We start from the raw sequence: 23988 nt of genomic DNA on the forward strand, positions 1-23988 counted from the left end.
GGAAGCCCGAAGCCCTGGGACACCGTTCGCACGCCGGGACGTGAAGGAATGCGGCCCGACGGCCGGCGGGGGACGGCGGCGGAGGAGGGTGGCCGGGCGCCGGTTAGGCTCGGGGACATGGAGAGCCTGCGACTCATCGACACCTGGCCGGTCCCCACGGCGGCGGCGGCCGTCGTACGAGCGGACGGCACGGTCCTCGGCTCGCACGGCCCCACCGCGCACCGCTTCCCCCTCGCCTCGGTCACCAAGCCGCTGGCGGCCTACGCGGCGCTGGTGGCGTACGAGGAGGGGGCGGTCGAGCTGGACGAACCGGCGGGGCCCGAGGGCTCCACGGTGCGCCACCTCCTCGCGCACACCAGTGGCCTCGCCTTCGACGAGCACCGGGTGACGGCGCCCCCCGGCAACCGGCGGCTGTACTCCAACGCGGGCTTCGAAGTGCTCGGCGACCACATCGCCAAGGCGTCCGGCATCCCGTTCCCCGAGTATCTGCGCCAGGCCGTGCTGGAACCGCTCGGCATGGCGTCGACGACCCTGGACGGCTCGCCCGCCCGCGACGGCGTCTCGACCGTCGACGACCTGGTCCGCTTCGCCGCCGAGGTCCAGGCCCCCCGCCTCCTGGACCCCCGTACGGTCCTCGAAGCCCAGACCGTCGTCCACCCGGGGCTCAAGGGCGTGCTGCCCGGCTACGGCCACCAGAACCCGAACGACTGGGGCCTCGGCTTCGAGATCCGGGACTCCAAGTCCCCGCACTGGACGGGCACTTCCTCGTCCCCGGCCACCTTCGGCCACTTCGGCCAGTCCGGTACGTTCCTGTGGATCGACCCGGTCGCGGGCGCGGCCTGCGTCGCCCTGACCGACCAGGCCTTCGGCCCGTGGGCAGCGGAGGTGTGGACCCCGTTCACGGACGCGGTGCTGAGGGAGCTGGCGGCGTAACCGGGGCGCGGGCGGCGCTCGGCGGGACGGACGACATGCACTCGAACCACACCGTCTTGCCGCAGCCGTCCCGCCGCGCCTCCACGCCCCACTTGTCGGTGACGGCGTCGACCAGGAGCAGCCCCCGGCCGCCCTCGTCGAGCACGTCACGCACAGCGACGGCGGGTTCCTCCGGGCAGCCGTCCGCCACCTCGACGCGCACCCCGTCCCCGCCCGGCAGCAGGAAGACGAAGGTCTGACAGCGACGCCCCGGTACGTGCCGGACGACATTGGCGATCAGCTCGGTGAGCGCGAGTTCCGCCGCGTCGGCGACATCGAGAAGCGCCCAGCCGGTGAGGTACGTGCGCAGGATGCTGCGCAGGTGCCGGGCCGAGTGCTCGCCCATCGCGAAGTCGGCACGGTAGGCGGGCTCCCCGGCACCGGACAGGAGTGCAGTTGCATGATTCATGTCACCATGGTGCGAGCAACTGGCTACGCTCGGCTACGTACGGAAACGAACGCCGCCAGGCGTTGAACGCCGGAGGTCCCCCGCAGTGGCCAACATCCAATGTCTCGATCCCAGCGCCTCCCCCCCTGGACTACTACGGATGGGAGTTACGCCGCCAACGCGAGGCACACGGCCTGAAACAGAGCCAGTTGGGCGCGATCATCTTCTGCACGGGCTCGCTGATCGGCCAGATCGAGACGACGAAGAAGGTCCCCACCCGCGACTTCTCGGAGCGGTTGGACGCGGCACTGGGTACGGACGGGGTGTTCTCGCGGCTGATCGGCCTGGTCCTGCGCAGCCAACTGCCGAGCTGGTTCCAGCCGTACGCAGAGATGGAGGCGCGCGCCGCGTACATCTCCACGTACCAGGCGCAGTTGGTCTACGGACTGTTACAGACGCAAGAGTACGCACGGGCACTGATCGGCGTCGATCATCCGACCAAGGTCGATGAGATGGTGGCGGCCAGGCTGGACCGTCAGCGGGTTCTGAGGCGGGAGAATCCGCCCGCACTGTGGATCATCCTGAGCGAAGCCGCGCTGCTCCAGTCAGTTGGCGGACGCGATGTCATGCGCAGGCAACTGGCTCATCTGTTGGGCTTCCGGCAGGATCCCTGGGTACAGATCCAGGTGCTCCCATTCACAGTCGGCCAGCACACCGGAATGATGGGGTCGTTCACGCTGCTGCGGTTCGACGAAGACCCGGACCTGTTCTACGTGGACGGCTACGACGAAGGCCGTATGACCGCCAACCCATCAGTGATCAAGGAACGTTCGGTCGGCTACGCTCGACTGCAAGCCACAGCCCTCTCCCCCGAGGACTCGGCGACTCTGATCGCTCGTGTGATGGAGGAACGCTATGGGGACCAGTCACGACCTGACAGGAACGCGCTGGCGTAAATCGTCGTACAGCGGCACCAACGGCGGCGAGTGCGTCGAATGCACGGTCACCGGCGGGGCCGCCTGGCGGAAGTCCTCGTACAGCGGGAACACCGGCGGCGACTGCGTCGAATGCACCGTGACCGGCGGCGCCGCCTGGCAGAAGTCGTCGTACAGCGGCAACACCGGCGGTGAGTGCGTCGAAATGGCCGACGCCTCCTGCGGTTCCGTCCCCGTCCGCGACAGCAAGAACCCGACCGGGCCCGTCATCGTCCTCGGTGCCGACGCCTGGCGGGCGTTCGTGGACGGGCTGCGCTGATCGGCCGACCCGGCTGACCCGGTTTGACCCGGCCGCCCCGCGCCGACCGCCCCGAAGCGAGGCACACGGGCGCCGGGTCCTGGTCGCGGAGGTACTGGGTCCCGATCAGGGGTCACCCGCCCGCTCTCAGTCCCGCAGCTCCCAGATCAGCAGCTCCGCCGCCGTCTCCGCGACCGCTTCCAGGTCCTTCGATCCGGTGATCCGGGCCGCGTCTCCGGGGCCCAGTTCCTCGCCGCCCAGGGCGACCCGGCCCCGTACCACGTGCACGTACAGGCGCGCCGCGTCCGGCACCGCTGTCCGTTCGCCTTCACCGAGTCTGCGCACATGGAGCATCGCCCCCGCTCCCGGGAGGGCGTACGGGGTGGCGTCGGCGATCCCGGGGACGACCTCGTACGACGGTTCGCCGCCCGGCTCCAGGGGTGCCAGCCACATCTGGAGGAACGTCAGCGGGACGTCCCCGTCGTTGCGTTCGACATGGCGTACCCCGGCGGCCGCGCTCAGATGCTGAAGGTCACCGGCGCGTACGGCGGTGGCGTGACCGGCGGAGTCGCGGTGGGTGAGCTCGCCCTCGACGACCCAGGTGACGATCTCCGTGTGGCTGTGCGGATGCTCGTCGAAGCCCGCGCCGGGGGCCAGGCGCTCCTCGTTGCAGGCCAGGACCGCGCCGAAGCGGAGGTTGTCGGGGTCGTAGAAACGCCCGAACGAGAAAGCGTGCAGGGAGGCGATGCCCGCCTCCGCGTCCCCGCCCTCGTAACGGCTCTCGGACCTGTGTACGGAAATCACAGGTGCCACGGTAGCCCGGCCCCCCGACCACCTGCCCCGATAGGGCAATCTTGTGTACGTGCCCCGACCCGATCCTGAGCAGCCCGCCGCACCCGACGCCCACCTGCATGCCGCGACCCTGAAACGGCTGGAGCAGTCCTCCGGCCGGCTGGCCGCGAACGCGATTGCCCGCATGGACGAATCGCTGCCGTGGTACCGGGCCATGCCCCCGGAGAACCGGTCCTGGATCGGTCTGGTCGCCCAGGCCGGTATCGCCGCGTTCACCGAGTGGTTCCGGCATCCGGAGACCCCGCAGGCCATTTCCACCGATGTCTTCGGCACGGCTCCGCGCGAGCTGACCCGGGCGATCACGCTGCGGCAGACCGTCGAGATGGTGCGGACGACCATCGAGGTCATGGAGGCCGCGATCGAGGAGGTCGCCGCGCCCGGGGACGAGTCGGTGCTGCGGGAGGCGCTGCTCGTCTACGCGCGGGAGATCGCCTTCGCGACCGCCCAGGTGTACGCCCAGGCCGCCGAGGCCCGGGGCGCCTGGGACGCCCGGCTGGAATCGCTCGTGGTGAACGCGGTGCTCTCCGGCGAGGCCGACGAGGGGGCCGTCTCCCGGGCCGCCGCGCTCGGCTGGAACTCCCCCGAACATGTCTGCGTCATCCTGGGCACCGCGCCCGACGGCGACAGCGAACTGACCGTGGAGGCGATCCGGCGTGCCGCTCGGCACGCCAAGCTCCAGGTCCTGACCGGTGTCCTGGGCAACCGGCTGGTCGTCATCGCGGGCGGCAGCGACAATCCGCTCCAGGTCGCCAAGGGTCTGATCGGCCCGTACGCGGCGGGCCCCGTGGTCGCCGGGCCCGTGGTGCCCGACCTGCTCGCCGCCACCCGGTCCGCGCAGGCCGCGGCGGCCGGGCTGAAGGCGTGCTCCGCCTGGCAGGACGCACCGCGCCCGGTACTCGCGGACGATCTCCTTCCGGAGCGCGCGATGGCGGGTGACCCCGCCGCACGGGACCAATTGGTGGAGGAGATCTACAGACCGCTGGAGGAAGCGGGCTCGGCGCTGCTGGAGACCCTGAGTGTCTATCTGGAGCAGGCGAGCAGCCTCGAAGGCGCCGCCAGGATGCTCTTCGTTCACCCCAACACCGTGCGCTACCGGCTACGACGTGTGACCGACGTCACCGGCTGGTCACCCTCCGATGTGCGCTCGGCGTTCACGCTGCGAATCGCCCTCATCCTCGGGCGCTTGGCGGCGGCGGATCCTCAGTCCTAGACTTTTGTTGGACTTCAACAATTCCCCCGACGGTTCTTCGTCCCTGTCCCCACGGGCGTATCGGACCGTCCGCAAGAGAGAGTGTGAGGGTGCTCGTACTCGTCGCTCCCGGCCAAGGCGCTCAGACGCCCGGCTTCCTGACTCCCTGGCTCGACCTCCCCGGTGCCACCGACCGCATCGCGGCCTGGTCCGACGCCATCGGGCTCGACCTTGCCCACTACGGCACACAGGCCGACGCCGAAGAGATCCGCGACACGGCCGTGGCCCAGCCGCTGCTCGTCGCCGCCGGTCTCCTCTCGGCCGCCGCCCTGGACGCCTCCCCCGGTGTCATCGCGGGTCACAGCGTCGGTGAGATCACCGCCGCCGCCCTCGCCGGTGTCATCGACGACGAGGCCGCGCTCCGTCTCGTACGGACCCGGGGGCTCGGCATGGCCGAGGCCGCCGCGGTCACCGAGACCGGCATGGCCGCGCTCCTCGGTGGCGACCCCGACGTATCGGTGGCCCACCTGGAGAAGCTGGGGCTGACCCCGGCCAACGTCAACGGCGGCGGCCAGATCGTCGCCGCGGGCACCGCCGCGCAGATCGCCGCGCTGGTCGCGGACATGCCCGAGGGCGTGCGCCGTGTGGTGCCGCTCAAGGTGGCCGGCGCGTTCCACACGCACCACATGGCTCCGGCCGTGGAGAAGCTGCGGGCGGCGGCCGAGGACCTCAAGGTCTCGGACCCGACCGTGACGTACGTCTCCAACGCGGACGGCAGGACGGTCGCCACCGGCACCGAGATCATCTCCCGGCTCGTCGGCCAGGTCGCCAGCCCGGTCCGCTGGGACCTGTGCATGGAGACCTTCCAGGCGCTCGGGGTCACCGCGCTCATCGAGGTGTGCCCCGGCGGCACCCTCACCGGGCTCGCCAAGCGGGCGCTGCCCGGCGTGAAGACCCTCGCGCTCAAGACACCCGACGACCTCGACGCGGCACGCGCGCTCATCTCCGAGCACGCGGGCGCCTAAGGAGCCCGAGAGCATGTCGAAGATCAAGCCCAGCCAGGGCGCCCCGTACGCACGCATCATGGGCGTGGGCGGCTACCGCCCCACCCGTGTCGTGCCGAACGAGGTGATCCTCGAAACGATCGACTCGTCCGACGAGTGGATCCGCTCGCGCTCCGGCATCGCCACCCGCCACTGGGCCTCCGACGAGGAGACCGTGGCCGCGATGTCCATCGAGGCCTCGGGCAAGGCGATCGCCGACGCGGGGATCACGCCCGAGCAGATCGGCGCGGTCGTCGTCTCCACCGTCTCGCACTTCAAGCAGACGCCGGCCATCGCCACCGAGATCGCCCACCGGATCGGCGCGGGCAGGCCCGCCGCCTTCGACATCTCGGCCGGCTGCGCGGGCTTCGGCTACGGTCTGACGCTCGCCAAGGGCATGATCATCGAAGGCTCGGCGGAGTACGTCCTGGTGATCGGCGTGGAGCGGCTCAGCGACCTCACCGACCTGGAGGACCGCGCGACGGCCTTCCTGTTCGGCGACGGCGCGGGTGCCGTGATCGTCGGCCCCTCCAAGGTGCCGGCCATCGGCCCCACGGTCTGGGGTTCCGAGGGCGACAAGTCCGAGACCATCAAGCAGACCGTGGCCTGGGACGATTTCCACGCGACGCGTCCGGAGAAGTTCCCGGCCATCACGCAGGAGGGTCAGGCGGTCTTCCGCTGGGCCGTCTTCGAGATGGCGAAGGTGGCCCAGCAGGCGCTGGACGCGGCCGGGATCGCACCGGAAGACCTGGACGTCTTCATTCCGCACCAGGCCAACATGCGGATCATCGACTCGATGGTGAAGACCTTGAAGCTGCCGGAGCACGTCACGGTCGCCCGTGACGTGGAAACCACCGGCAACACGTCCGCCGCCTCGATTCCGCTCGCAATGGAGCGGCTCCTGGCGACCGGTCGGGCGAAGAGCGGCGACACCGCGCTCGTCATCGGCTTCGGGGCGGGTCTCGTCTACGCCGCGACGGTCGTTACCCTCCCCTAGGCACACCGGACCTTTTGGTCCGGACACCCGAACCCTGAAGAAAACCATCGAAGGAGCGCCAACATGGCCGCCACCCAGGAAGAGATCGTCACCGGTCTCGCCGACATCGTCAACGAGATCGCCGGTATCCCGGTCGAGGACGTCCAGCTGGACAAGTCCTTCACCGACGACCTGGACGTCGACTCGCTGTCCATGGTCGAGGTCGTCGTCGCCGCCGAAGAGCGCTTCGATGTCAAGATCCCCGACGAGGACGTCAAGAACCTCAAGACGGTCGGCGACGCTGCCGAGTACATCCTGAAGCACCAGGGCTGATCCAGCCCCGGTTCGTGTGTCGCCACCCGGCGGTGGCGCCGCTGATTCACGACCCTCTACACGTGGAGAAGATTTTCCAGTGATCCCGACCAATCGCACCGTGGTCGTCACCGGTATCGGCGCAACCACTCCGCTGGGTGGCGACTCCGCATCGACCTGGGAAGGTCTGATGGCCGGCCGGTCCGGCGTCAAGCCCCTCGAAGGCGAGCGTTTCGCCGAACTGCCCGTCCGGATCGCCGCCCTCGCGGCCGTCGACCCGGGCGATGTCCTGCCCCGTCCGCTCGCCCGCAAGCTGGACCGCTCGGCGCAGTTCGCGCTGATCGCGGCCCGCGAGGCGTGGGCGGACGCCGGCTTCACCGGCAAGGCCGGTGAGGACGAGAAGGTCCTCCCCGAGCGTCTGGGCACGGTCATCGCCTCCGGCATCGGCGGCGTGATCACCCTGCTCGACCAGTACGACGTGCTGAAGGAGAAGGGCGTACGCCGCGTCTCCCCGCACACCGTTCCGATGCTCATGCCCAACGGCCCGGCCGCCAACGTCGGCCTGGAGGTCAACGCCCAGGCCGGTGTCCACACCCCGGTCTCCGCCTGTGCCTCGGGCGCCGAGGCCATCGGCTACGCCGTCGAGATGATCCGCACCGGCCGCGCCGACGTGGTCGTCGCGGGTGGCACGGAGGCGGCGATCCACCCGCTGCCGATCGCCGCGTTCGCCAACATGATGGCGATGTCCAAGAGCAACGACGAGCCCGAGAAGGCCTCCCGCCCGTACGACACGGCCCGCGACGGCTTCGTCCTCGGCGAGGGCGCCGGTGTCGTCGTCCTGGAGTCCGCGGAGCACGCCGCCGCACGTGGCGCCAGGGTCTACTGCGAGGTGCTGGGCCAGGGGCTGTCCGCGGACGCCCACCACATCGCGCAGCCCGAGCCCACCGGGCGCGGCATCGCCGCCGCGATGCAGAACCTGCTCGACTCGACGGACCTCAAGCCGTCCGAGGTCGTTCACCTCAACGCGCACGCCACGTCGACCCCGCAGGGTGACATCGCCGAGATCAAGGCCCTGCGCAAGGTCCTGGGCGACGATCTCGACCATGTCGCGATCTCCGCGACCAAGTCGATGACCGGTCACCTGCTCGGCGGCGCGGGCGGCATCGAGACCGTCGCCACGGTCCTGGCGCTGTACAACCGGATGGCCCCGCCGACCATCAACGTCGAGCACCTCGACGACGCGGTGGAGGCGGACGTCGTCCGTGACAAGCCGCGCCCGCTGCCCGAGGGGCCGATCGCCGCGATCAACAACTCGTTCGGATTCGGCGGCCACAACGTGGTCCTGGCGTTCCGTTCGGTCTGACGCACCCGCGCACACGGCTGTGGCCCGCCTCCCCCGTCCGGGGAGGCGGGCCACAGCCGTGTGCGGCTCTCACACCACCTGGTGCAGCCAGCGGACGGGCGCGCCCTCCCCGGCGTGCCGGAAGGACTCCAGTTCGTCGTCCCAGGGCTTGCCGAGGAGCTTGGCGATCTCCGCCTCCAGATCGCTCTCGCCGCGCACGGAGCGGGCCAGCGCGGCCCGCAGCCGGTCCTCCGGGACCAGGATGTCCCCGTGCATGCCGGTGACGGCGTGGAAGATGCCCAGCTCGGGGGTGGAGCTGTAGCGCTCGCCCTCGGCGGTGGGACACGGCTCGGCGGTCACCTCGAAGCGCAGCAGATCCCAGCCCCGGAGCGCCGAGGCGAGCTGCGAGGCAGTGCCGGGCCGGCCCTTCCAGGAGAATTCGGACCGCCAGGTGCCGGGGGCGGCCGGCTGTCTGATCCAGTCCAGCTGGACCCGCACACCGAGAACACCCGCTACCGCCCATTCGACATGTGGGCACAGCGCGCGCGGTGCGGAGTGAACGTACAGGACTCCACGTGTCGTCACCGGGACCTCCAGTGTGGGACGAGGTACGCCTTCCCCAGCGGCCTCATGCCCGTACCGTCTCTTTTCGGCCAGTTACCGAGGTTGTCATCAGTAAACAGCATCGGGAGTTAATCTCCTGAAAAGGGACAGTATGTGACGTGAGGTAATTGCCGGAACCCCCCACGCGTACGCGGGTGGACTGGGCGTCACTGGTTCGACGGGGAAAAGCTACCGTGCGCCGGGGCCGGACGTGTGACGTACCGTCGGTCCGGGGCCCATGAATCACCAAGCTTTCACCCGGCAGGGCGCGCACGCCCGTGACCTGGGGCTGCGGGCTTTGCCGGGGAGCATGACCAGAGGCATAAACCAATGGATGACCGGAGAGGACCAGGGATGCCGGAGCGTGCGATACGCCCTCGTTCGCGTACCGCGGCCGCCGTGTTGACGGCAGCGTCAATGCTCGGTGCCGCCGCGCTGGCCGGCTGCACCGGTGGCCCGGATCAGACCGCGAAAAACACACCGGCCTCGTCACGCGCGGGCTCTCCGTCCCCCTCCCCCACCCCTGACTGGAATCGCCGTCCGGCGTCCGTCGCGGCCGTGGGTGACTCCATCACGCGGGGTTTCGACGCCTGTTCGGTGCTGGCCGACTGCCCCGAGGTGTCCTGGGCGACCGGCACGGACGACGGGGTGCGCTCTCTCGCGGTGCGGCTGCTCGGCGCGTCGAAGGCTGCCGCGAGCAGCTGGAACCACGCGGTGTCGGGGGCCCGGATCGCCCAGCTGCCCGAGCAGATGGCGCTGGCGGCGAAGGAGAAGCCGGAGCTGGTGACCGTGATGATCGGCGCCAACGACGCCTGCCGGGACTCGGTCGCGGTCATGACCCCGGTGGCGGACTTCCGGGCGTCGTTCGAGGCGTCGATGCGTCAGCTGCGCGCCACGGCGCCGAAGGCGCAGGTGTATGTGTCGAGCGTGCCGGACCTCAAGCGGCTGTGGTCCACCGGACGGACCAACGAGCTCGGCAAGCAGATCTGGAAGCTCGGGATCTGCAAGTCGATGCTGGGCGACGCGGACAGCATGGACGCGGCGGCGGTGGCCCGCCGGGACGCGGTGCAGGACCGGGTGGTCGCGTACAACGACGTGCTGCGCGACGTCTGCGCGAAGGACCGGCGCTGCCGGTACGACGGCGGGGCGGTCTTCGACTACCGGTTCACCGGCGAGCAGCTCAGCCAGTGGGACTGGTTCCACCCGGGACGGGACGGACAGGCCAGGCTGGCAGAAATCGCCTACCGCAACGTTACGGCCGGCGAGCCTCCGGCGTAGGGTCCGGGATCATGACGACGGGCAGGCCCACGGCCATACGGACGGAAGACTTCGGCGCGCTCGCGGACGGCACCGGTGTCCGGCGCTGGACCCTGGAGCGGGACGGGACGCGGGTGCGGGTGCTGACCTACGGCGCGATCGTGCAGTCGGTCGAGGTGCCGGGCCGGGACGGCACCCGGACCGGGGTGGCGCTCGGGCTGCCGGACGTCGCGTCGTACGAGAAGTTCCCGGGGCCGTATCTCGGGGCGCTGGTCGGGCGGTACGCGAACCGGATCGCGGGCGCCGGGTTCGTCCTGGACGGCACCGCGCACCGGGTGACGCGCAACGAGGGCCGCAACCATGTGCACGGCGGCACGCGCGGCTTCGACAAGCGTGTGTGGCGGGCCCGGGAGGTCCCGGACGGGGTGGAGCTGTCGCTGGTCGCCGAGGACGGCGAGGAGGGCTTTCCCGGGCGGCTCGCGCTCTCGGTGACGTACCGCCTCGACGAGGGCGGGGCACTGCGGATCGGGTACCGGGCGGGCACCGACGCCCCGACGGTGCTGAACCTCACGAACCACACCTACTGGAATCTGGCGGGGGCCGACAGCGGCAGCGCGCTCGGGCAGCAGCTGCGGATCGCGGCCGGGCGGATCACCCCGGTGGACGGCGAGGCGGTGCCGACGGGCGAACTCGCGCCGGTGGCGGGGACCCGGTTCGACTTCCGCCGGACGCGGGTGGTGGGCGCGGGGTACGACCACAACTTCGTCCTGGACCGGGCCGCGGCGGGCACCTCCGCCGGGGAGACCCCCGCGGGGGAGGCCTTCGCGGCGGAGCTGTACGACGCGTGGTCGGGGCGGGTGCTGACCGTACGCACGACGGAGCCGGGGCTCCAGCTGTACACCGCCGACCACTTCGACGGTCAGCCGTTCGGGCCGTGCGCCGGGATCGCGCTGGAGACCCAGCACTTCCCGGACTCCCCGAACCGCCCGGAGTTCCCGAGCACGGTGCTGCGGCCGGGTGAGGAGTTCGTGTCGAGCACCGTGTACGGGTTCTCGGTGCGCTGACCCGGGCGCGGGGCCTGCGGGCCCCGGTTGCCGTCGGGCACACGGGGTGACCAGGGCTCATGCCATAGCAAGAAAGATCGACAAGGATCCCCTGCGAGTGATTTACCGCGGGTAGGGGGCGTTTTCGTGCGCCGGCGCGGTGCGGGGACGCCAGGGTGATCCGTATGCGTAACTCCTTTGCCGATTCCCCCACTTCCGGCTCCTCCTCCCCCAACTCCTCCCCGGAGAAGCCCTCTCGGCGCCGGGTGGTCGCCGGAGCGGCCGCCGGGGCCGCGGCCCTCGCCGCGACCGCCGCGAGCGCCGTACCCGCCGCCGCGGCCCCCGCCGGTGCCGCGGGGGCGGCCCCCGCCGCTCCGGCCGCTCCGGCGGCGCCCCGGGCCGACTGGGCCGACTGTCTCACCGTGGCCCGCGCGATCCTGGTGCGGGACGAGCACGACAAGCCGCTGGTCCCCCGCTACCGCGACGTCCTGCTGGGCAAGGGCCTGCCCCGGCCCCGCGGCGGCGCCAAGAAGGTGCTGATCATCGGCGCCGGACCGGCCGGTCTGACCGCGGCCCATCTGCTGCGCGAGGCCGGCCACTCGGTCACCGTCATCGAGGCGAACGGCAACCGGGTCGGCGGCCGGATCAAGACCTTCCGCGCCGGCGGCCACGAGAACGCGAAGGCGCCCTTCGCCGACCCGAAGCAGTACGCCGAGGCCGGGGCGATGCGCATCCCGGACAGCCACCCGCTGGTCACCGGTCTGATCGACAGCTTCGATCTGAAGCGCCGCCGCTTCCACCTGGTCGACGTGGACGGCGACGGCCGGGCCGCCAACCGCACCTGGATCCACGTCAACGGCATCCGGGTCCGCCGCGCCGACTACGCGAAGAAGCCGCAGGCGGTCAACCGTTCCTTCGGGGTGCCCGCGAAATTCGAGGACAGGACCGCCTCACAGATCGTGCGGGAGGCGTTCGCGCCCGTGCGCGAGAAGATCGACGGCAAGAACGGCGCGAACCTGGTCAAGGCCTGGGCGGAGGTGATCCACGAGTACGGGCACTGGTCGATGTACCGCTTCCTGACCGAGGCGGCCGGGCTCGACGTGCGCACCATCGACCTCATCGGCACGGTCGAGAACATGACCTCGCGGCTCCATCTCGCCTTTGTGCACAGCTTCATCGGGGCCTCGCTGATCAGCCCGGACACGGCGTTCTTCGAACTGCCCGACGGCACGTCCAAGCTGGTCGACGCGATGTACGGGCGGGTGAAGGACCTGGTGCGGCTGGACCGCCGGGCCACCCGGATCAGCCATGGACCGGACGGGGTCCGGGTCGAGACGGTCTCCGAGGGACGCGACGGGCCGGTGGTGCGGGAGACGTTCACCGGCGACCGGGCGATCATCACCGTGCCGTTCTCCGGGCTGCGCCACATCCCGGTGCGGCCGCTCATGTCGTACGGCAAGCGGCGGGCCGTCACCGAGATCCACTACGACGCGGCGACCAAGGTGCTCCTCGAATTCAGCATGCGCTGGTGGGAGTTCGAGGAGAAGGACTGGAAGAAGCAGCTGGAGCGGGTCCGCCCCGGACTGTACGACGCCTACCGGCTCGGCCGCGCGCCCGCCGACGGTTCGCTGCTCGGCTCCCACCCCGTCGTACCGCCCGGCCATGTCCCGGACGGCCAGCGCGTGCACTACGCCGCGTGCCGCGCCACCGCCCGCAACCAGCCCGAGGCGGCCCATGTCTTCGGCGGCGGCTCGGTGACCGACAACCCCAACCGCTTCATGTTCCAGCCCTCCCACCCGGTCGACCGCAGCCCCGGCGGCGTCGTCCTCGCCTCCTACAGCTGGGCCGACGACGCCCTGAAGTGGGACTCGCTGGACGAGGACGAGCGCTACCCGCGCGCCCTGGCCGGGATGCAGGAGGTCTACGGGCAGCGCATCGAGGTCTTCTACACGGGCGTCGGCCGGACCCAGTCGTGGATGCGTGACCCGTACGCGTACGGCGAGGCGTCCGTACTCCTGCCCGGCCAGCACACCGAGCTGTTCCCCGATGTCCGCACGGCCGAGGGGCCGTTGCACTTCGCGGGCTGCCACACCTCGATCAAGCCCGCGTGGATCGAGGGGGCGCTGGAGTCGGCCGTGCGCACCGCGCTGGAGGTCAACAGCGCCTGACCGGTGCCCGGAGACCCTGGGAGGAGACCGCCGTCAGCGGGCGAGGCCCAGGGTCACACCGAGCCCCACGAGCACCGAGCCGATGCCCCGGTTGAGTGCCTTCTGCCGGCGGAGCATCGCCGTGCGCAGCTGCGAGTGGGAGAAGAACACCGCCACCAGGCCGAACCAGCCGAAGTGCGCGACCGACATGAACAGCCCGTACCCCGCCTGCTGCCAGTAGCCGGTGCCGGGGCCGACCACCTGGGTGAAGGTCGACACGACGAACAGCGTCGTCTTGGGGTTCAGGGCATTGGTGAGGAAGCCGGTGCGCAGCGCCCCGAAGCGGGACAGCTCCGGCTTCGACTCCAGGTCGACCTCCAGATCGCCGCGGGCGAGGAACGTGCGGACCCCGATGTAGACGAGATACGCCGCACCGGCCAGCTTGATCGCGGTGAACAGGGCCGTCGACGAGGCGATCAGCAGTCCGACGCCGAGCATCGTGTACGTGACGTGGACCAGGACGCCCGCGGCGACACCGGCCGCCGCGAACAGTCCGGTGGTGCGGCCGTACAGATAGCTGTTGCGGACCACCATCGCGAAATCGGCACCCGGACTGATGACGGCGAGAACGGTGATGACGGCGACGGCGAGCAGTTCGGTCATGGCCGCGGCTCCACTCAGCTGCCGTGGGCGGTGTGGGGGTGGGGCACCGGAGGCGTCACCGGCGCCGGGGCGGCGGTCGCCTGCGCGGCGCCGTCCCCGTCCGTTCCCCCGGGCGCCACGAGGTCGCGGACCATCAGGGTGGCTCCGGCGACGGCGCCCGGCATCAGGAACACGGCGACGAACGGGACCAGGAACGCGAGCGTGAGCGGGACGCCGAAGCCGAGCACCAGCATCCGGCGGCCGCGCAGCAGGACCAGCCGGTCCTTGAGGACCATGCCGCGGCGCTGGAGGGCCACGGCGGTCAGTTCCTCGGAGAGAAAGTATCCCGAGACGCAGAAGCCGATGGCGGGGACGACGGTCTGTCCGACGACCGGGATGAAGCCGAGGGCGAAGAGGATGATCCCGTACAGGGCGACGCGCAGCAGGATGCGGAGGGAGTCGCGGGCGGAGATCCACAGGTCGCGCCAGAGCGGCAGACCGGACTCGGGGACCTCGCCGCCCTCGCTGCGGTCGACCTCCTCGGAGAGCGACTCGTAGAAGGGCTGGCCCACCAGCAGTGTCACGGCGGTGAACGTGATGACCGCGAGGAACAGGCCGAAGACGAAGACCAGCACCACCAGGGTGTTGCGCAGCAGGCCCAGCCAGGGCGAGGACCAGTCGTCGGCGAACGGGGTGGCCCAGGCGACGAAGTCGTCGGCGCCGTAGCCGAGTCCGACCAGCGCACCCACGTAGACGACGAGGGTGACCAGTCCGGGCAGCAGCCCGAATCCGAACCATCGTCCGTGCCGGACAGCCCAGCGCTGCCCCTTCATCAAGTAGCCGAAACCCGCCCCGAGATCACTCATGGGCGTCAGGGTACTTGCGCACGGCAAGGACAAGGGCCGCACCCCCGTCGCGGGTGTGCGGCCCTCGGCCGGGCGTACCGGTCAGGCGACCGACAGTTCGACCTTGATGTTGCCGCGGGTCGCGTTCGAGTACGGGCAGACCTGGTGGGCCTTCTCGATGAGCGACCGGGCGGTGGCCGCGTCGACGTTCGGGATGGAGGCGGTGATCGCGACCTCCAGGCCGAAGCCGCCGTCCTCGTTCTTGCCGATGCCGACCGAGGCGGTCACGGTCGAGCCGGAGATGTCGGCCTTCTCCTGGCGGGCGACGACGCCGAGGGCACCCTGGAAGCAGGCGCTGTAGCCGGCGGCGAAGAGCTGCTCCGGGTTGGTCCCGGCGCCGCTGCCGCCCATGGCCTTCGGCGGGTTGACGACGACGTCGAGGTTGCCGTCGTCGGAGAAGACACGGCCGTCACGGCCGTTCTCCGCGGTGGCGACGGCGGTGTAGGCAACGGCTATGTTCTGCGTGGTCATGCTGAGGATTCCTCCTGCTGATGCGCCGCGACTCGCGCCCACGATCGCGACGGCCTGGGATGAGACTAACGGGTGTGCCGAACGGGCCGGGTGGGGATCGGCGGACCGGGGGGCGGTGGTCAGGCGGACCGGGGGGCGGTGGTCAGGCGGACCGGGGATGGCGGTCAGGCGAGGGAAACGATCATCTTGCCGGTGTTCTCGCCGCGCAGCAGGCCGAGGAAGGCGTCGAAGCCGTTCTCGATGCCCTCGACGACGGTCTCGTTGTACTTGAGCTCGCCCGAGGCCAGCCAGCCGGCGACCTCCTCGACGAACCGGGGCTGGAGCTCGGCGTGATCGGTGACGAGCATGCCCTGGAGCCGCAGCCGCTTGCCGATGATCAGCGCCATGTTGCGCGGGCCGGGGACCGGCTCCGTGTCGTTGTACTGGGCGATCATTCCGCAGATGGTGGCGCGGCCGTGCACGTTGAGCGTGGTGATCGCGGCTTCCAGGTGCTCGCCGCCGACGTTGTCGAAGTAGACGTCGATCCCGTCCGGGGCGGCGGCCCTGAGCTGGTCGAGGACCGGGCCGTTCTTGTAGTTGAACGCGGCGTCGAAGCCGTACTCCTCGACGAGGACCCGGACCTTCTCGTCGGAGCCCGCCGAACCGATGACGCGCGAGGCGCCCTTGAGCCTGGCCATCTGGCCGACCTGGCTGCCCACCGCGCCCGCCGCGCCGGAGACGAAGACCGCGTCGCCCTCCTTGAACGAGGCGACATCGAGGAGGCCCGCGTACGCGGTGAGGCCGGTCATGCCGAGCACCCCGAGGTAGGCGGAGAGCGGGGCCAGGTCGGGGTCGACCTTCACGGCGTGCTCGGCGGGCACCTCGGCGTACTCGCGCCAGCCGAGACCGTGCAGCACGTGGTCGCCGACGGCGAAGCCCTCGGCGTTCGACGCGACGACCTCGCCGACCGCGCCGCCGTCCATGGGGTGGTCGAGCTTGAAGGGCGCGGTGTACGACTTCACGTCGTTCATCCGGCCCCGCATGTACGGGTCGACCGAGAAGTGCTTGTTGCGGACGAGGACACGGCCCTCGGCCGGAGCGGTGACCGGGGCCTCACGCAGCGCGAAGTCCTCGGCCGTGGGCCAGCCGTGCGGACGGGCGACAAGGTGCCATTCACGGCTGGACGTGGGAAGAGCTGCAGACATGGGCTCGGGGTCTCCTCGATGTCGTACGGAAATGCCTCACCGGCGGGAAGCTCCCGCCCGGGAAAAAGCTTCAGGACATGAAACAACCATGCTCCTGGATATTTCATGTTGTCAAGTAAATGGGTACCCTGGGTGCCATGGCCACCCGTACAGACCCCCTGACCCTTGAGGTCGTCGAGCTCATCGGCACCGTCGTGGCGCGCTACTACGAGGAGTACGACCGGGCCGCGGCCACGCACTCGCTCACCGGAGCGCAGGCGCGGGTGCTCGGGCTGCTCGCCCTGGAGCCGATGCCCATGCGGAAGATCGCCCAGAAGCTGAAGTGCGAGCCGTCGAACGTGACGGGCATTGTCGACCGGCTGGAGGCCCGGGAGCTGGTGGAGCGCAGGCCCGACCCCGACGACCGGCGCGTGAAGCTGGCCGCGCCGACGGAGAAGGGGGCCCGCACGGCCCGGGAGCTGCGCGACGGGCTGCGCTTCGCCCGGGAGCCGCTGGCCGGGCTCTCGGACGCGGAGCGCAGGGTGCTGCGGGACCTCCTGCGCCGGATGCTGGGCGAGGACATCGGCGGGACATGAGCGCGGGAGGGGACGGGGACGGGGGCGCGGACGGGGCAGGGACGGGGACGGGACAAGCGCGGACGGGGGCCGGCAGAGGCTGCCCGGCAGGCCCCGGCACCCACCTGGCGCACCGTCAGCCGCGTTCCCCCTTACGGCCCATCCCAGCGCGCGCCGCGCCCCTGGGGACGCCACGATGCGAAGAGAACCGGCTGCCGCCGGTGCCCCACATCAGCGCTCTCGGGAGAACCTGCCGTGACCGTCAGTCTTGAGCAGTTGCGCCGTTGCCATATCGCCGTCGATCTCGGGGCCGCCAGGACCCGTGTGTACGTCAAAGGGCTCGGGCTCGTCGTCGACGAGCCCAGTGTCGCCGCCGTGAACACCCGTACCGGATCACTCATCGCCGTCGGCGCGCTCGCCGAGCAGATGACCGGCCGCACCCCCGGGTACATCCGGGTGGCCCGCCCCGTCTCCGGCGGCACCGTCGTCGACATCGAGATGGCCCAGCGCATGCTGCGCCATCTGCTCGGTGAGAAGCTCCGCCGCCAGCTGCGCCGCAAGCCCCGGCTGCGCGCCGCCGCCTGCACCCCGCACGACAGCGATCCGCTCGCCCAGCGCGCCGCGGTGGAGACCATGGTCGGGCTCGGCGCCCGGCGGGTGGAGCTGGTGGACACCCTGATCGCGGCGGCCGTCGGCTGCGGACTGCCGGTCGAGCAGCCGACCGCCACCATGATCATGGTGTGCGGAGCCGCCACCACCCAGATCGCGGTCCTCTCGCTCGGCTCGATCGTGACCGCCGTCCGCATCCCGATCGGCGGTGACGCCATCGACCACGCGGTGATCCAGCATCTGCGCCAGCACCATGAGCTGATGCTGCCGAGCCAGTCCGTGCGCCCGCTGCAACTGGCCCTCAGCGGCAACGGCCTCACCCCCCACGGGCCCGCCGTGACCGAGATCCACGGCCGCGACGTGGCCACCGGGCTGGCCCGCTCCGTGCAGGTCGACACCGCGGCCGTCCGGCAGGCCATCCACACCCCGCTCACCGCGGTGCTCGACGGCCTCGGCAAGGTGCTCCGGGACTGTCCGCCGGACCTGGTGGCCGACCTCGCGGACCGGGGGATCATGATGGTGGGCGGCAGCGCGCTGCTGCCCGGACTGGACCAGATGCTGCGCGACGCGACCGGCATGCCGGTGCACATCGCCGAACGGCCGGACGTCTGCTCCGTGCTCGGCCTGGGCGCCATGCTGGACGGCAAGATCCGTCCGATGGTCCTCAACCCGCTGGCGGGCTGAGAGCGCTGCGGGGGTCGATGAGACCGCGGGGGCTGAAGGAGCTGCGGGAGCTGAAGGGGCTGAAGGGGCTGAAGGGGCTCAGGGGGCGATGCACATGAGCGAAGAGCACGGAGAGACCGGAAAAGCCGGAACGGCTGAAGGGGCCGGAACGGCTGAAGGGGCCGGTGCGGCCGGTGCGGCCGAGCCTTCCGGGGCCGCCGGGGCTGCCGGAGCTGCCGGGCCGGGCGGCGGGGGAACGGCGACGCGGCGGTCCACGAAGCCCCGGCTGCCGATGCTGCTGGAGGCAGTGCTCAGCGTCGGCAGCGATCTCGAACTGCGGGCCACGCTCCAGCAGATCGTGGACACCGCCACCGTGCTGACCGAGGCGCGCTACGGCGCACTCGGCGTCCTGGACCCCGAAGAGGGCACGATCACCGAGCTGTTCACCTCCGGGATGACCGACGAGGAGCGCGGGCACATCGACCGGTTCCCCGACGGCCGCACGGGCATCCTCGGCGTTCTCATCGAGGATCCGCAGCCGCTGCGCTCCGACGACCTGACCACCGATCCGCGGGCGGTGGGCATGCCGCCGGGGCACCCCCCGATGCGCTCCTTCCTCGGTGCCCCGATCCGGGTGCACGCCGAGGTCTTCGGCAACCTCTATCTCGCCGAGAAGCGCTCCGGGCACTTCACCGACACGGACACGGCGCTGCTGCGGGTCCTCGCCTCCCAGGCCGGGATCGCGATCGGCAACGCCCGGCTCTACGAGACGGCGCGGCAGCGGGAACGCTGGATCGAGGGGGCCGCGGCCGTCACCACGGCGCTGCTGACCGGCACGAACGCGGCCGACTCCCTGATGATCGTCGCCGAACGGGCCCGGGTGCTCGCCGGAGCGTCCGCCGGAGTGATCCTCCAGCCGACCGACGAGGGCGGGATGGAGATCGTGACCGCCTCCACGCTGGACGACCCGGCGGGCATCGTCGGCACGACCATCGCCCCCGGCTCCCCCGTCCTGGTGCAGCTGCTGGGCGGCGAACCGGTCTACATCAGCGACTCGGCGACCGACCCCCGGATGACCACCGACGTACGGTCCCGGTTCGGGCCCAGCATGATGCTGCCGCTGCAGAGCGGCGGCCGGCTGATCGGCACGCTGGCGCTGCCCCGGCGGCGCGGCGAGAGCCCGTACACGGCCGTGGACCGGCTGCTGGCCTCGCAGTTCGCCTCACAGGCGGCGCTGGCCCTGGTCATGGCGGACGCGCAGCACGACCGGGAGCAGCTCGCGGTGTACGAGGACCGCGACCGGATCGCCCGGGATCTGCACGATCTGGTCGTCCAGCGGCTCTTCGCGACCGAGATGATGCTGGAGTCGACCCGCCGCCGGGCCGCTCCGGGTGAGACCGGCGAGCTGCTGGGCCAGGCCGTGGACGAGCTGGACTCCACCATCCAGGAGGTCCGGACGGCCATCTTCGCGCTTCAGCAGCCGCCCGCCGAGGCCCCGGCGACCTTCCGGGGGCGGGTGCTCCGGGAGACGGGCGGCGCGGCGGCCGTGCTCGGCTTCCAGCCCTCGGTGCACTTCACCGGCCCGGTGGACGCGCTGGTCGGCGAGCCCGCCGACCGGGAGCTGCTGGCCGCCCTGCGGGGTGCGCTGGCCTCCGCGCACCGCCGGAGCGGGGTGTCGGCCATCGAGGTGGAGGTGGACGCGACGGCCAGGATGCCCGACGGGCGTGGCGCGGTACGGCTGGTGGTCGCGGACGACGGGCGCGACGAGAGCGGCGGCCGGTCGACGACGGTCACCTGGCAGGCGCCGCTCTGAGCGCGATCCGGGTGTTGGAGTGGGCGACGCCCGCGTCCTTCTTGAGCCGCCGCAGCAGTGTGTCCAGGGCCCCGGGATCGGCGGCGGTGGCCCGTACCAGGTAGTCGTGCCCGCCCGTCACATGCACCACCTCGGTGATGCCGGGCAGCATCAGCACGGCGCGCTCGAACTCCTCGTTCGTCGTGTCGAGGCGCAGGCTCACGTCGATGAAGACGACCAGGCCCGAACGCGTGTCGGCAGCCGGGTCGACGATGACGGTGAAGCCGCGGATGACCCCGTCACGGCGCATGCGGCGCACCCGGTCGCCCGCGGCGTTGGCGCTGAGCCCGACGCGTACGCCCAGATCGCGGTACGAGATCCGCGCGTCCTCCTGGAGGATGCCGAGGATTTCCCTGTCCAGCCGGTCCATAGCCCGATTGTCGCAGTCGGCGCCGGATCGCGACGGGGCTCGCGGGGCCCACGGGGCTGTCGATGCCGGTGAGGGCGTTGGGGGGCACGGATCAGGAGCGCACGCGGGCGTGGGGCCATTGGGGTGCCCCCGGTGGGGCGCGTGCCCCGCATGGAGCACCCCGGAGGGCCCGCGACACCGCCCCGCCCTTGACTTGACCTGTGGATACCGCCGTCAGACAGTCCCCCGAGCCCGCCGCCCGGCAGTCCGCGGCCGCGTACCGCAACCTCGTCATGGCGACGATCGGGTTCGCGCTGACCTTCTGGGCGTGGAACCTGATCGCGCCGATGTCCGGCGACTACAAGGAACGGCTCGGGCTCAGCTCGTTCCAGCAGTCGTTCCTGGTCGCCGTGCCGGTGATCGTCGGTTCGCTCGGCCGTATCCCGGTGGGTGCGCTCACCGACAAGTACGGCGCCAAGCTGATGTTCCCCGCCGTCTCGGCGCTCACGATCGTGCCCGTCCTGCTGCTGATCCCGGCGAAGGACTCCTACGGTGCGATGCTCGCGGTCGGCTTCCTGCTGGGACTGGGCGGCACCACCTTCGCGATCGGTATTCCGCTGGTCAACTCGTGGTTCCCGCCGGCCGAACGGGGCCTCGCGCTGGGTGTCTTCGGCATGGGCATGGGCGGGGTGGCGCTGTCGGGCTACTTCACCCCGCGCATCGCCAAGCACGGCGACAACCTGCCGTTCCTCGTGGTCGCGGGTGCGCTCGTCGTGTACGCGATTCTCGCCGCCGTCCTTGTCAGCGACCGGCCCGACCGGCAGATCCCGACCGACTCCCTGGTCCACCGGCTCGGCCGGGCCGGCCGGCTGCGGGTCACCTGGGAGCTGTCCGCGCTGTACGCGATCGGCTTCGGCGGCATCGTGGCCTTCGGGGTGTACCTGCCGACGTATCTGAAGACCTGGTACGACATGTCGCCGACCGAGGCGGGCACCAAGGCGGCCGGGTTCGCCCTCGTCACGGTCCTCTTCCGGCCGATCGGCGGCTGGCTCTCGGACCGGATCCACCCGGCGCTGGTCACCTCGGTGGCGCTGCTGGTCGCCGCGCTGATGGCGATCGTCCAGGCCTTCGACCCGGACCTGAACCCGGTCGGCACGATCGCGCTGCTCGTCATGGCGGCCGGGCTCGGCACAGCGAGCGGCAGTATCTTCGCCCTCGTCTCGCAGGTGACACCGCAGCCGAAGGTGGGCAGTGTCACCGGCATCGTCGGCGCGATGGGCGGCCTCGGCGGCTTCGTGCCCCCGCTGGTGATGGGGGCGATCTTCACCGCCAAGGATTCGTACTCGATCGGGTTCATGCTGCTGTCCGATCTGGCGCTGGCCGGCTCCGTGTACGCGTACGGCCGGATGCGGAACATCCAGCGCGAGGGCTGAGGCCGTGCTCCGGGGAGCGCCGAACGATGGCGTCCCCACCGGGACGCCACCGCTCTCCACGGGACGGTCAGCGACCGGTGGTCGGAGGCGCGGCGGTCAGAAGCACGGACCCACTCGCGGCCGTACTCGGCGGCGAAGAAGCGGCCGTCGAGCGACCGGGGGAACGTCACGGACGAGCCGAGGTCCACGTCATAGCGGTGGACGGGACCCGCCGTCGGCGATTCGGAGCCGGCGCCGAACTCCGGCGGGAGCCCGCGTCACCCCGCCCGTACCTGATCCAGGCGGGTCGCGCGGCGGGAAGCTTCGGTGGGCCGGGTCCGCCCGGTGCCGGGGGCGAAGAGCGTCCGCCCGCCGTCCGCCCGGCGGTTCGCCGCCATCCGCCCGGCGTCCGCGAGCCGTTCGGGACGGACCGGGGCCGGAAGCCCGCCCACCGGCTTAGGCTTCGCAGAGTGATCACACTTCTGCCGGCGCTTCAGGACCCCACCGGCCCCGCAGCCTCCCAGGAGGCGGTCCGCTTCGGTGAACGCTCCCTGACCTACGCGCAGTTGGCCGCAACCTCGCGCTCCCTGGCAACCCGGCTCGCGGGCGCGGGACGGGTCGCCGTCTGGGCCACGCCGACGCCGGAGACGGTGGTCGCGGTGGTGGCCGCGCTGCTGGCCGGGGTACCGGCCGTCCCCCTCAACCCGAAGACGGGCGAACGGGAACTGACGCACATCATCGCCGACAGCGCGCCCTCGGCGGTGCTGGCCGGTCCGGCGGAGGAGCTGCCGCCCGCGCTGGCGGATCTGGAGCGGCTGGACGTGGTCCCGGACGGGGAAGCGGCGGACCCCGCGCTCCACGGGCCCGCTCTCCACGGGACCACGCCCGGGTCCCACGGGCCCACTCTCCACGAGCCCGATCCCGAGTCACCGGCGCTCATCGTCTACACCTCCGGCACCACCGGCCCGCCCAAGGGCGCGGTCCTGCCCCGGCGGGCGATCGCCGCCTCGCTGGACGCGCTGGAGGACGCCTGGCGATGGACCGGCGACGACGTCCTCGTGCACGCCCTGCCGCTGTTCCATGTGCACGGCCTGATCCTGGGCGTCCTGGGCCCGCTGCGCCGGGGCGGTTCGGTGCGCCACCTGGGCAGGTTCTCCACCGAGGGCGTGGCCCGGGAACTGTCCGACGGGGGCACGATGCTGTTCGGCGTGCCGACGATGTACCACCGGCTCGCGGAAGCGCTCGACGACCGGCCCTCGTCCGGCGGCCTCGCCGCGGCGCTCTCCGGTGCCCGGCTGCTGGTCTCCGGTTCGGCCGCGCTGCCGGTCCACGACCACGAGCGGATCGCGGCCGCGACCGGCCGCCGGGTGATCGAGCGGTACGGCATGACGGAGACCCTGATGAACACGGGCGTCCGGGCGGACGGTGAACCGCGCCCCGGCACGGTCGGCCCGCCCCTGTCCGGCGTGGAGCTCCGCCTGGTCGAGGAGGACGGCAGCGTGCTGGAGGACCCCGCGGCCATCGGCGAGATCCAGGTCCGCGGCCCGAACCTCTTCAGCGGCTACCTCAACCGCCCCGACGCCACGGCCGCCGCGCACACCCCGGACGGCTGGTTCCGTACGGGCGACGTGGCCACCCGTGACCCGGACGGCTATGTCCGGATCGTCGGCCGCAAGGGCACCGACCTGATCAAGAGCGGCGGATACAAGATCGGCGCGGGCGAGATCGAGAACGCCCTGCTGGACCACCCGGGCGTCCGCGAGGCAGCCGTCACCGGCGAACCGGACCCGGACCTCGGTGAGCGGATCGTCGCCTGGGTGGTGCCGTCCGACCCCGGATCGCCCCCGGCGGAACGGGAACTGGCGGACCATGTGGCCGCCCAGCTGGCCCCGCACAAGCGCCCGCGCACCGTGCGCTACCTGGACGCCCTGCCCCGCAACGACCTGGGAAAGATCATGAAGAGGTCCCTCCGTGCCTAGGAACTCCGGCC

Annotated in this window: 23 protein-coding genes and 1 pseudogene; 16 read left to right on the forward strand and 8 right to left on the reverse strand. The window is 71.4% G+C overall.

Going from position 1 to position 23988, the window contains the following annotated elements; genetic code table 11:
- Positions 1 to 117: 117 nt before the first annotated feature.
- Entirely contained in the window at positions 118 to 933 is an 816-nt protein-coding gene (locus ACIGJO_RS03005) for a serine hydrolase domain-containing protein (protein WP_399951143.1), read from the forward strand.
- Here the strand turns inward: ACIGJO_RS03005 and ACIGJO_RS03010 are convergent.
- Positions 899 to 1381: an ATP-binding protein gene (locus ACIGJO_RS03010; RefSeq protein WP_399951146.1), complete on the reverse strand. Its 483-nt coding sequence runs from the start codon at positions 1379 to 1381 to the stop codon at positions 899 to 901. The genes ACIGJO_RS03005 and ACIGJO_RS03010 overlap by 35 nt on opposite strands.
- 85 nt (positions 1382 to 1466) lie before the next feature.
- Between ACIGJO_RS03010 and ACIGJO_RS03015 the strand changes: the two are divergent.
- Positions 1467 to 2316, forward strand: a pseudogene (locus ACIGJO_RS03015) (Scr1 family TA system antitoxin-like transcriptional regulator).
- Positions 2276 to 2614, forward strand: a complete 339-nt coding sequence (locus tag ACIGJO_RS03020) for a DUF397 domain-containing protein (RefSeq protein WP_399951149.1) — start codon at positions 2276 to 2278, stop codon at positions 2612 to 2614. The pseudogene ACIGJO_RS03015 and the gene ACIGJO_RS03020 overlap by 41 nt, the downstream one beginning before the upstream one ends.
- Before the next feature lie 126 nt (positions 2615 to 2740).
- Here ACIGJO_RS03020 and ACIGJO_RS03025 read toward each other — a convergent pair whose 3' ends face one another.
- Positions 2741 to 3397, reverse strand: a complete 657-nt coding sequence (locus ACIGJO_RS03025; protein ID WP_399951152.1) for a pirin family protein — start codon at positions 3395 to 3397, stop codon at positions 2741 to 2743.
- A gap of 58 nt (positions 3398 to 3455) precedes the next feature.
- Here ACIGJO_RS03025 and ACIGJO_RS03030 point away from each other — a divergent pair, with 58 nt between their 5' ends.
- The 5 genes from ACIGJO_RS03030 (at position 3456) to fabF (ending at position 8328) form a co-directional block, all read left to right on the forward strand.
- Positions 3456 to 4655: a PucR family transcriptional regulator gene (locus tag ACIGJO_RS03030; RefSeq protein ID WP_399951155.1), complete on the forward strand. Its 1200-nt coding sequence runs from the start codon at positions 3456 to 3458 to the stop codon at positions 4653 to 4655.
- 89 nt (positions 4656 to 4744) lie between these two features.
- A complete protein-coding gene (locus ACIGJO_RS03035) occupies positions 4745 to 5659 on the forward strand; it encodes an ACP S-malonyltransferase (protein WP_399951158.1) in 915 nt (304 codons plus the stop codon).
- Positions 5660 to 5672: 13 nt separating this feature from the next.
- Positions 5673 to 6674 (forward strand): ketoacyl-ACP synthase III, encoded by a 1002-nt coding sequence (locus ACIGJO_RS03040; protein WP_399951161.1) that lies wholly within the window; start codon positions 5673 to 5675, stop codon positions 6672 to 6674.
- 63 nt (positions 6675 to 6737) lie between these two features.
- Positions 6738 to 6986 carry an acyl carrier protein gene (locus tag ACIGJO_RS03045; RefSeq protein ID WP_399951164.1) on the forward strand — a complete coding sequence of 83 codons (249 nt, stop codon included), beginning with the start codon at positions 6738 to 6740 and terminating at the stop codon, positions 6984 to 6986.
- Between the two features lie 79 nt (positions 6987 to 7065).
- Entirely contained in the window at positions 7066 to 8328 is a 1263-nt protein-coding gene (gene fabF, locus ACIGJO_RS03050) for a beta-ketoacyl-ACP synthase II (RefSeq protein ID WP_399951167.1), read from the forward strand.
- Between the two features lie 69 nt (positions 8329 to 8397).
- Here fabF and ACIGJO_RS03055 read toward each other — a convergent pair whose 3' ends face one another.
- Positions 8398 to 8892: a DUF3145 domain-containing protein gene (locus ACIGJO_RS03055; RefSeq protein ID WP_329943410.1), complete on the reverse strand. Its 495-nt coding sequence runs from the start codon at positions 8890 to 8892 to the stop codon at positions 8398 to 8400.
- A gap of 372 nt (positions 8893 to 9264) precedes the next feature.
- Between ACIGJO_RS03055 and ACIGJO_RS03060 the strand changes: the two genes are divergently transcribed.
- From ACIGJO_RS03060 to ACIGJO_RS03070, 3 genes are all read left to right on the forward strand, one after another.
- Complete coding sequence (locus ACIGJO_RS03060) at positions 9265 to 10188, forward strand: SGNH/GDSL hydrolase family protein (protein WP_399951171.1); 924 nt, start codon at positions 9265 to 9267, stop codon at positions 10186 to 10188.
- An 11-nt stretch (positions 10189 to 10199) separates the two neighbouring features.
- Positions 10200 to 11231 carry an aldose epimerase family protein gene (locus tag ACIGJO_RS03065; protein WP_399951174.1) on the forward strand — a complete coding sequence of 344 codons (1032 nt, stop codon included), beginning with the start codon at positions 10200 to 10202 and terminating at the stop codon, positions 11229 to 11231.
- 164 nt (positions 11232 to 11395) lie between these two features.
- Positions 11396 to 13378 carry a flavin monoamine oxidase family protein gene (locus ACIGJO_RS03070; protein ID WP_399951177.1) on the forward strand — a complete coding sequence of 661 codons (1983 nt, stop codon included), beginning with the start codon at positions 11396 to 11398 and terminating at the stop codon, positions 13376 to 13378.
- Between the two features lie 33 nt (positions 13379 to 13411).
- On the opposite strand, the gene ACIGJO_RS03075 is transcribed toward ACIGJO_RS03070, so the two are convergent.
- The 4 genes from ACIGJO_RS03075 to ACIGJO_RS03090 all read right to left on the reverse strand — a co-directional run bounded on the left by ACIGJO_RS03075 (position 13412) and on the right by ACIGJO_RS03090 (position 16559).
- Positions 13412 to 14020, reverse strand: coding sequence for a LysE family translocator (locus ACIGJO_RS03075; RefSeq protein ID WP_399951180.1), 609 nt, complete (start codon positions 14018 to 14020; stop codon positions 13412 to 13414).
- 14 nt (positions 14021 to 14034) lie between these two features.
- On the reverse strand, positions 14035 to 14865 hold the full coding sequence (locus ACIGJO_RS03080; protein WP_399951184.1) for an EI24 domain-containing protein: 831 nt from the start codon (positions 14863 to 14865) through the stop codon (positions 14035 to 14037).
- An 81-nt stretch (positions 14866 to 14946) separates the two neighbouring features.
- Positions 14947 to 15375, reverse strand: coding sequence for an organic hydroperoxide resistance protein (locus ACIGJO_RS03085; protein WP_399951187.1), 429 nt, complete (start codon positions 15373 to 15375; stop codon positions 14947 to 14949).
- A 164-nt stretch (positions 15376 to 15539) separates the two neighbouring features.
- Positions 15540 to 16559: an NADP-dependent oxidoreductase gene (locus ACIGJO_RS03090; RefSeq protein ID WP_399951190.1), complete on the reverse strand. Its 1020-nt coding sequence runs from the start codon at positions 16557 to 16559 to the stop codon at positions 15540 to 15542.
- Between the two features lie 137 nt (positions 16560 to 16696).
- Here ACIGJO_RS03090 and ACIGJO_RS03095 point away from each other — a divergent pair, with 137 nt between their 5' ends.
- The 3 genes from ACIGJO_RS03095 (at position 16697) to ACIGJO_RS03105 (ending at position 20198) form a co-directional block, all read left to right on the forward strand.
- Positions 16697 to 17134 carry a MarR family winged helix-turn-helix transcriptional regulator gene (locus ACIGJO_RS03095; protein WP_399951193.1) on the forward strand — a complete coding sequence of 146 codons (438 nt, stop codon included), beginning with the start codon at positions 16697 to 16699 and terminating at the stop codon, positions 17132 to 17134.
- Positions 17135 to 17368: 234 nt separating this feature from the next.
- Positions 17369 to 18406: a rod shape-determining protein gene (locus ACIGJO_RS03100; protein WP_399951195.1), complete on the forward strand. Its 1038-nt coding sequence runs from the start codon at positions 17369 to 17371 to the stop codon at positions 18404 to 18406.
- A gap of 271 nt (positions 18407 to 18677) precedes the next feature.
- Entirely contained in the window at positions 18678 to 20198 is a 1521-nt protein-coding gene (locus tag ACIGJO_RS03105) for a GAF domain-containing protein (RefSeq protein ID WP_399951725.1), read from the forward strand.
- On the opposite strand, the gene ACIGJO_RS03110 is transcribed toward ACIGJO_RS03105, so the two are convergent.
- Positions 20176 to 20607, reverse strand: a complete 432-nt coding sequence (locus ACIGJO_RS03110) for an Lrp/AsnC family transcriptional regulator (protein ID WP_399951198.1) — start codon at positions 20605 to 20607, stop codon at positions 20176 to 20178. The two genes, ACIGJO_RS03105 and ACIGJO_RS03110, sit on opposite strands and share 23 nt — an antisense overlap.
- Positions 20608 to 20807: 200 nt before the next feature.
- On the opposite strand from ACIGJO_RS03110, the gene ACIGJO_RS03115 reads away from it, so the two are divergent.
- Entirely contained in the window at positions 20808 to 22019 is a 1212-nt protein-coding gene (locus ACIGJO_RS03115; protein WP_399951202.1) for a nitrate/nitrite transporter, read from the forward strand.
- 449 nt (positions 22020 to 22468) lie between these two features.
- Positions 22469 to 23977, forward strand: coding sequence for an acyl-CoA synthetase (locus ACIGJO_RS03120; protein WP_399951205.1), 1509 nt, complete (start codon positions 22469 to 22471; stop codon positions 23975 to 23977).
- The last annotated feature ends 11 nt before the right edge of the window (positions 23978 to 23988 follow it).

The organism is Streptomyces sp. NPDC079020 (assembly GCF_044542225.1).
Classification (GTDB): Bacteria; Actinomycetota; Actinomycetes; order Streptomycetales; family Streptomycetaceae; genus Streptomyces.

What these genes read in the sequence shown, in the direction of transcription:
- ACIGJO_RS03005 (WP_399951143.1), top strand. Translation starts at nt 118, where the DNA reads ATGGAGAGCCTGCGACTCATCGACACCTGGCCGGTCCCCACGGCGGCG.
- ACIGJO_RS03010 (WP_399951146.1), bottom strand. Translation starts at nt 1,381, where the DNA reads ATGAATCATGCAACTGCACTCCTGTCCGGTGCCGGGGAGCCCGCCTAC.
- ACIGJO_RS03020 (WP_399951149.1), top strand. Translation starts at nt 2,276, where the DNA reads ATGGGGACCAGTCACGACCTGACAGGAACGCGCTGGCGTAAATCGTCG.
- ACIGJO_RS03040 (WP_399951161.1), top strand. Translation starts at nt 5,673, where the DNA reads ATGTCGAAGATCAAGCCCAGCCAGGGCGCCCCGTACGCACGCATCATG.
- ACIGJO_RS03045 (WP_399951164.1), top strand. Translation starts at nt 6,738, where the DNA reads ATGGCCGCCACCCAGGAAGAGATCGTCACCGGTCTCGCCGACATCGTC.
- ACIGJO_RS03060 (WP_399951171.1), top strand. Translation starts at nt 9,265, where the DNA reads ATGCCGGAGCGTGCGATACGCCCTCGTTCGCGTACCGCGGCCGCCGTG.
- ACIGJO_RS03065 (WP_399951174.1), top strand. Translation starts at nt 10,200, where the DNA reads ATGACGACGGGCAGGCCCACGGCCATACGGACGGAAGACTTCGGCGCG.
- ACIGJO_RS03070 (WP_399951177.1), top strand. Translation starts at nt 11,396, where the DNA reads ATGCGTAACTCCTTTGCCGATTCCCCCACTTCCGGCTCCTCCTCCCCC.
- ACIGJO_RS03075 (WP_399951180.1), bottom strand. Translation starts at nt 14,020, where the DNA reads ATGACCGAACTGCTCGCCGTCGCCGTCATCACCGTTCTCGCCGTCATC.
- ACIGJO_RS03080 (WP_399951184.1), bottom strand. Translation starts at nt 14,865, where the DNA reads ATGAGTGATCTCGGGGCGGGTTTCGGCTACTTGATGAAGGGGCAGCGC.
- ACIGJO_RS03085 (WP_399951187.1), bottom strand. Translation starts at nt 15,375, where the DNA reads ATGACCACGCAGAACATAGCCGTTGCCTACACCGCCGTCGCCACCGCG.
- ACIGJO_RS03090 (WP_399951190.1), bottom strand. Translation starts at nt 16,559, where the DNA reads ATGTCTGCAGCTCTTCCCACGTCCAGCCGTGAATGGCACCTTGTCGCC.
- ACIGJO_RS03095 (WP_399951193.1), top strand. Translation starts at nt 16,697, where the DNA reads ATGGCCACCCGTACAGACCCCCTGACCCTTGAGGTCGTCGAGCTCATC.
- ACIGJO_RS03105 (WP_399951725.1), top strand. Translation starts at nt 18,678, where the DNA reads ATGCTGCTGGAGGCAGTGCTCAGCGTCGGCAGCGATCTCGAACTGCGG.
- ACIGJO_RS03110 (WP_399951198.1), bottom strand. Translation starts at nt 20,607, where the DNA reads ATGGACCGGCTGGACAGGGAAATCCTCGGCATCCTCCAGGAGGACGCG.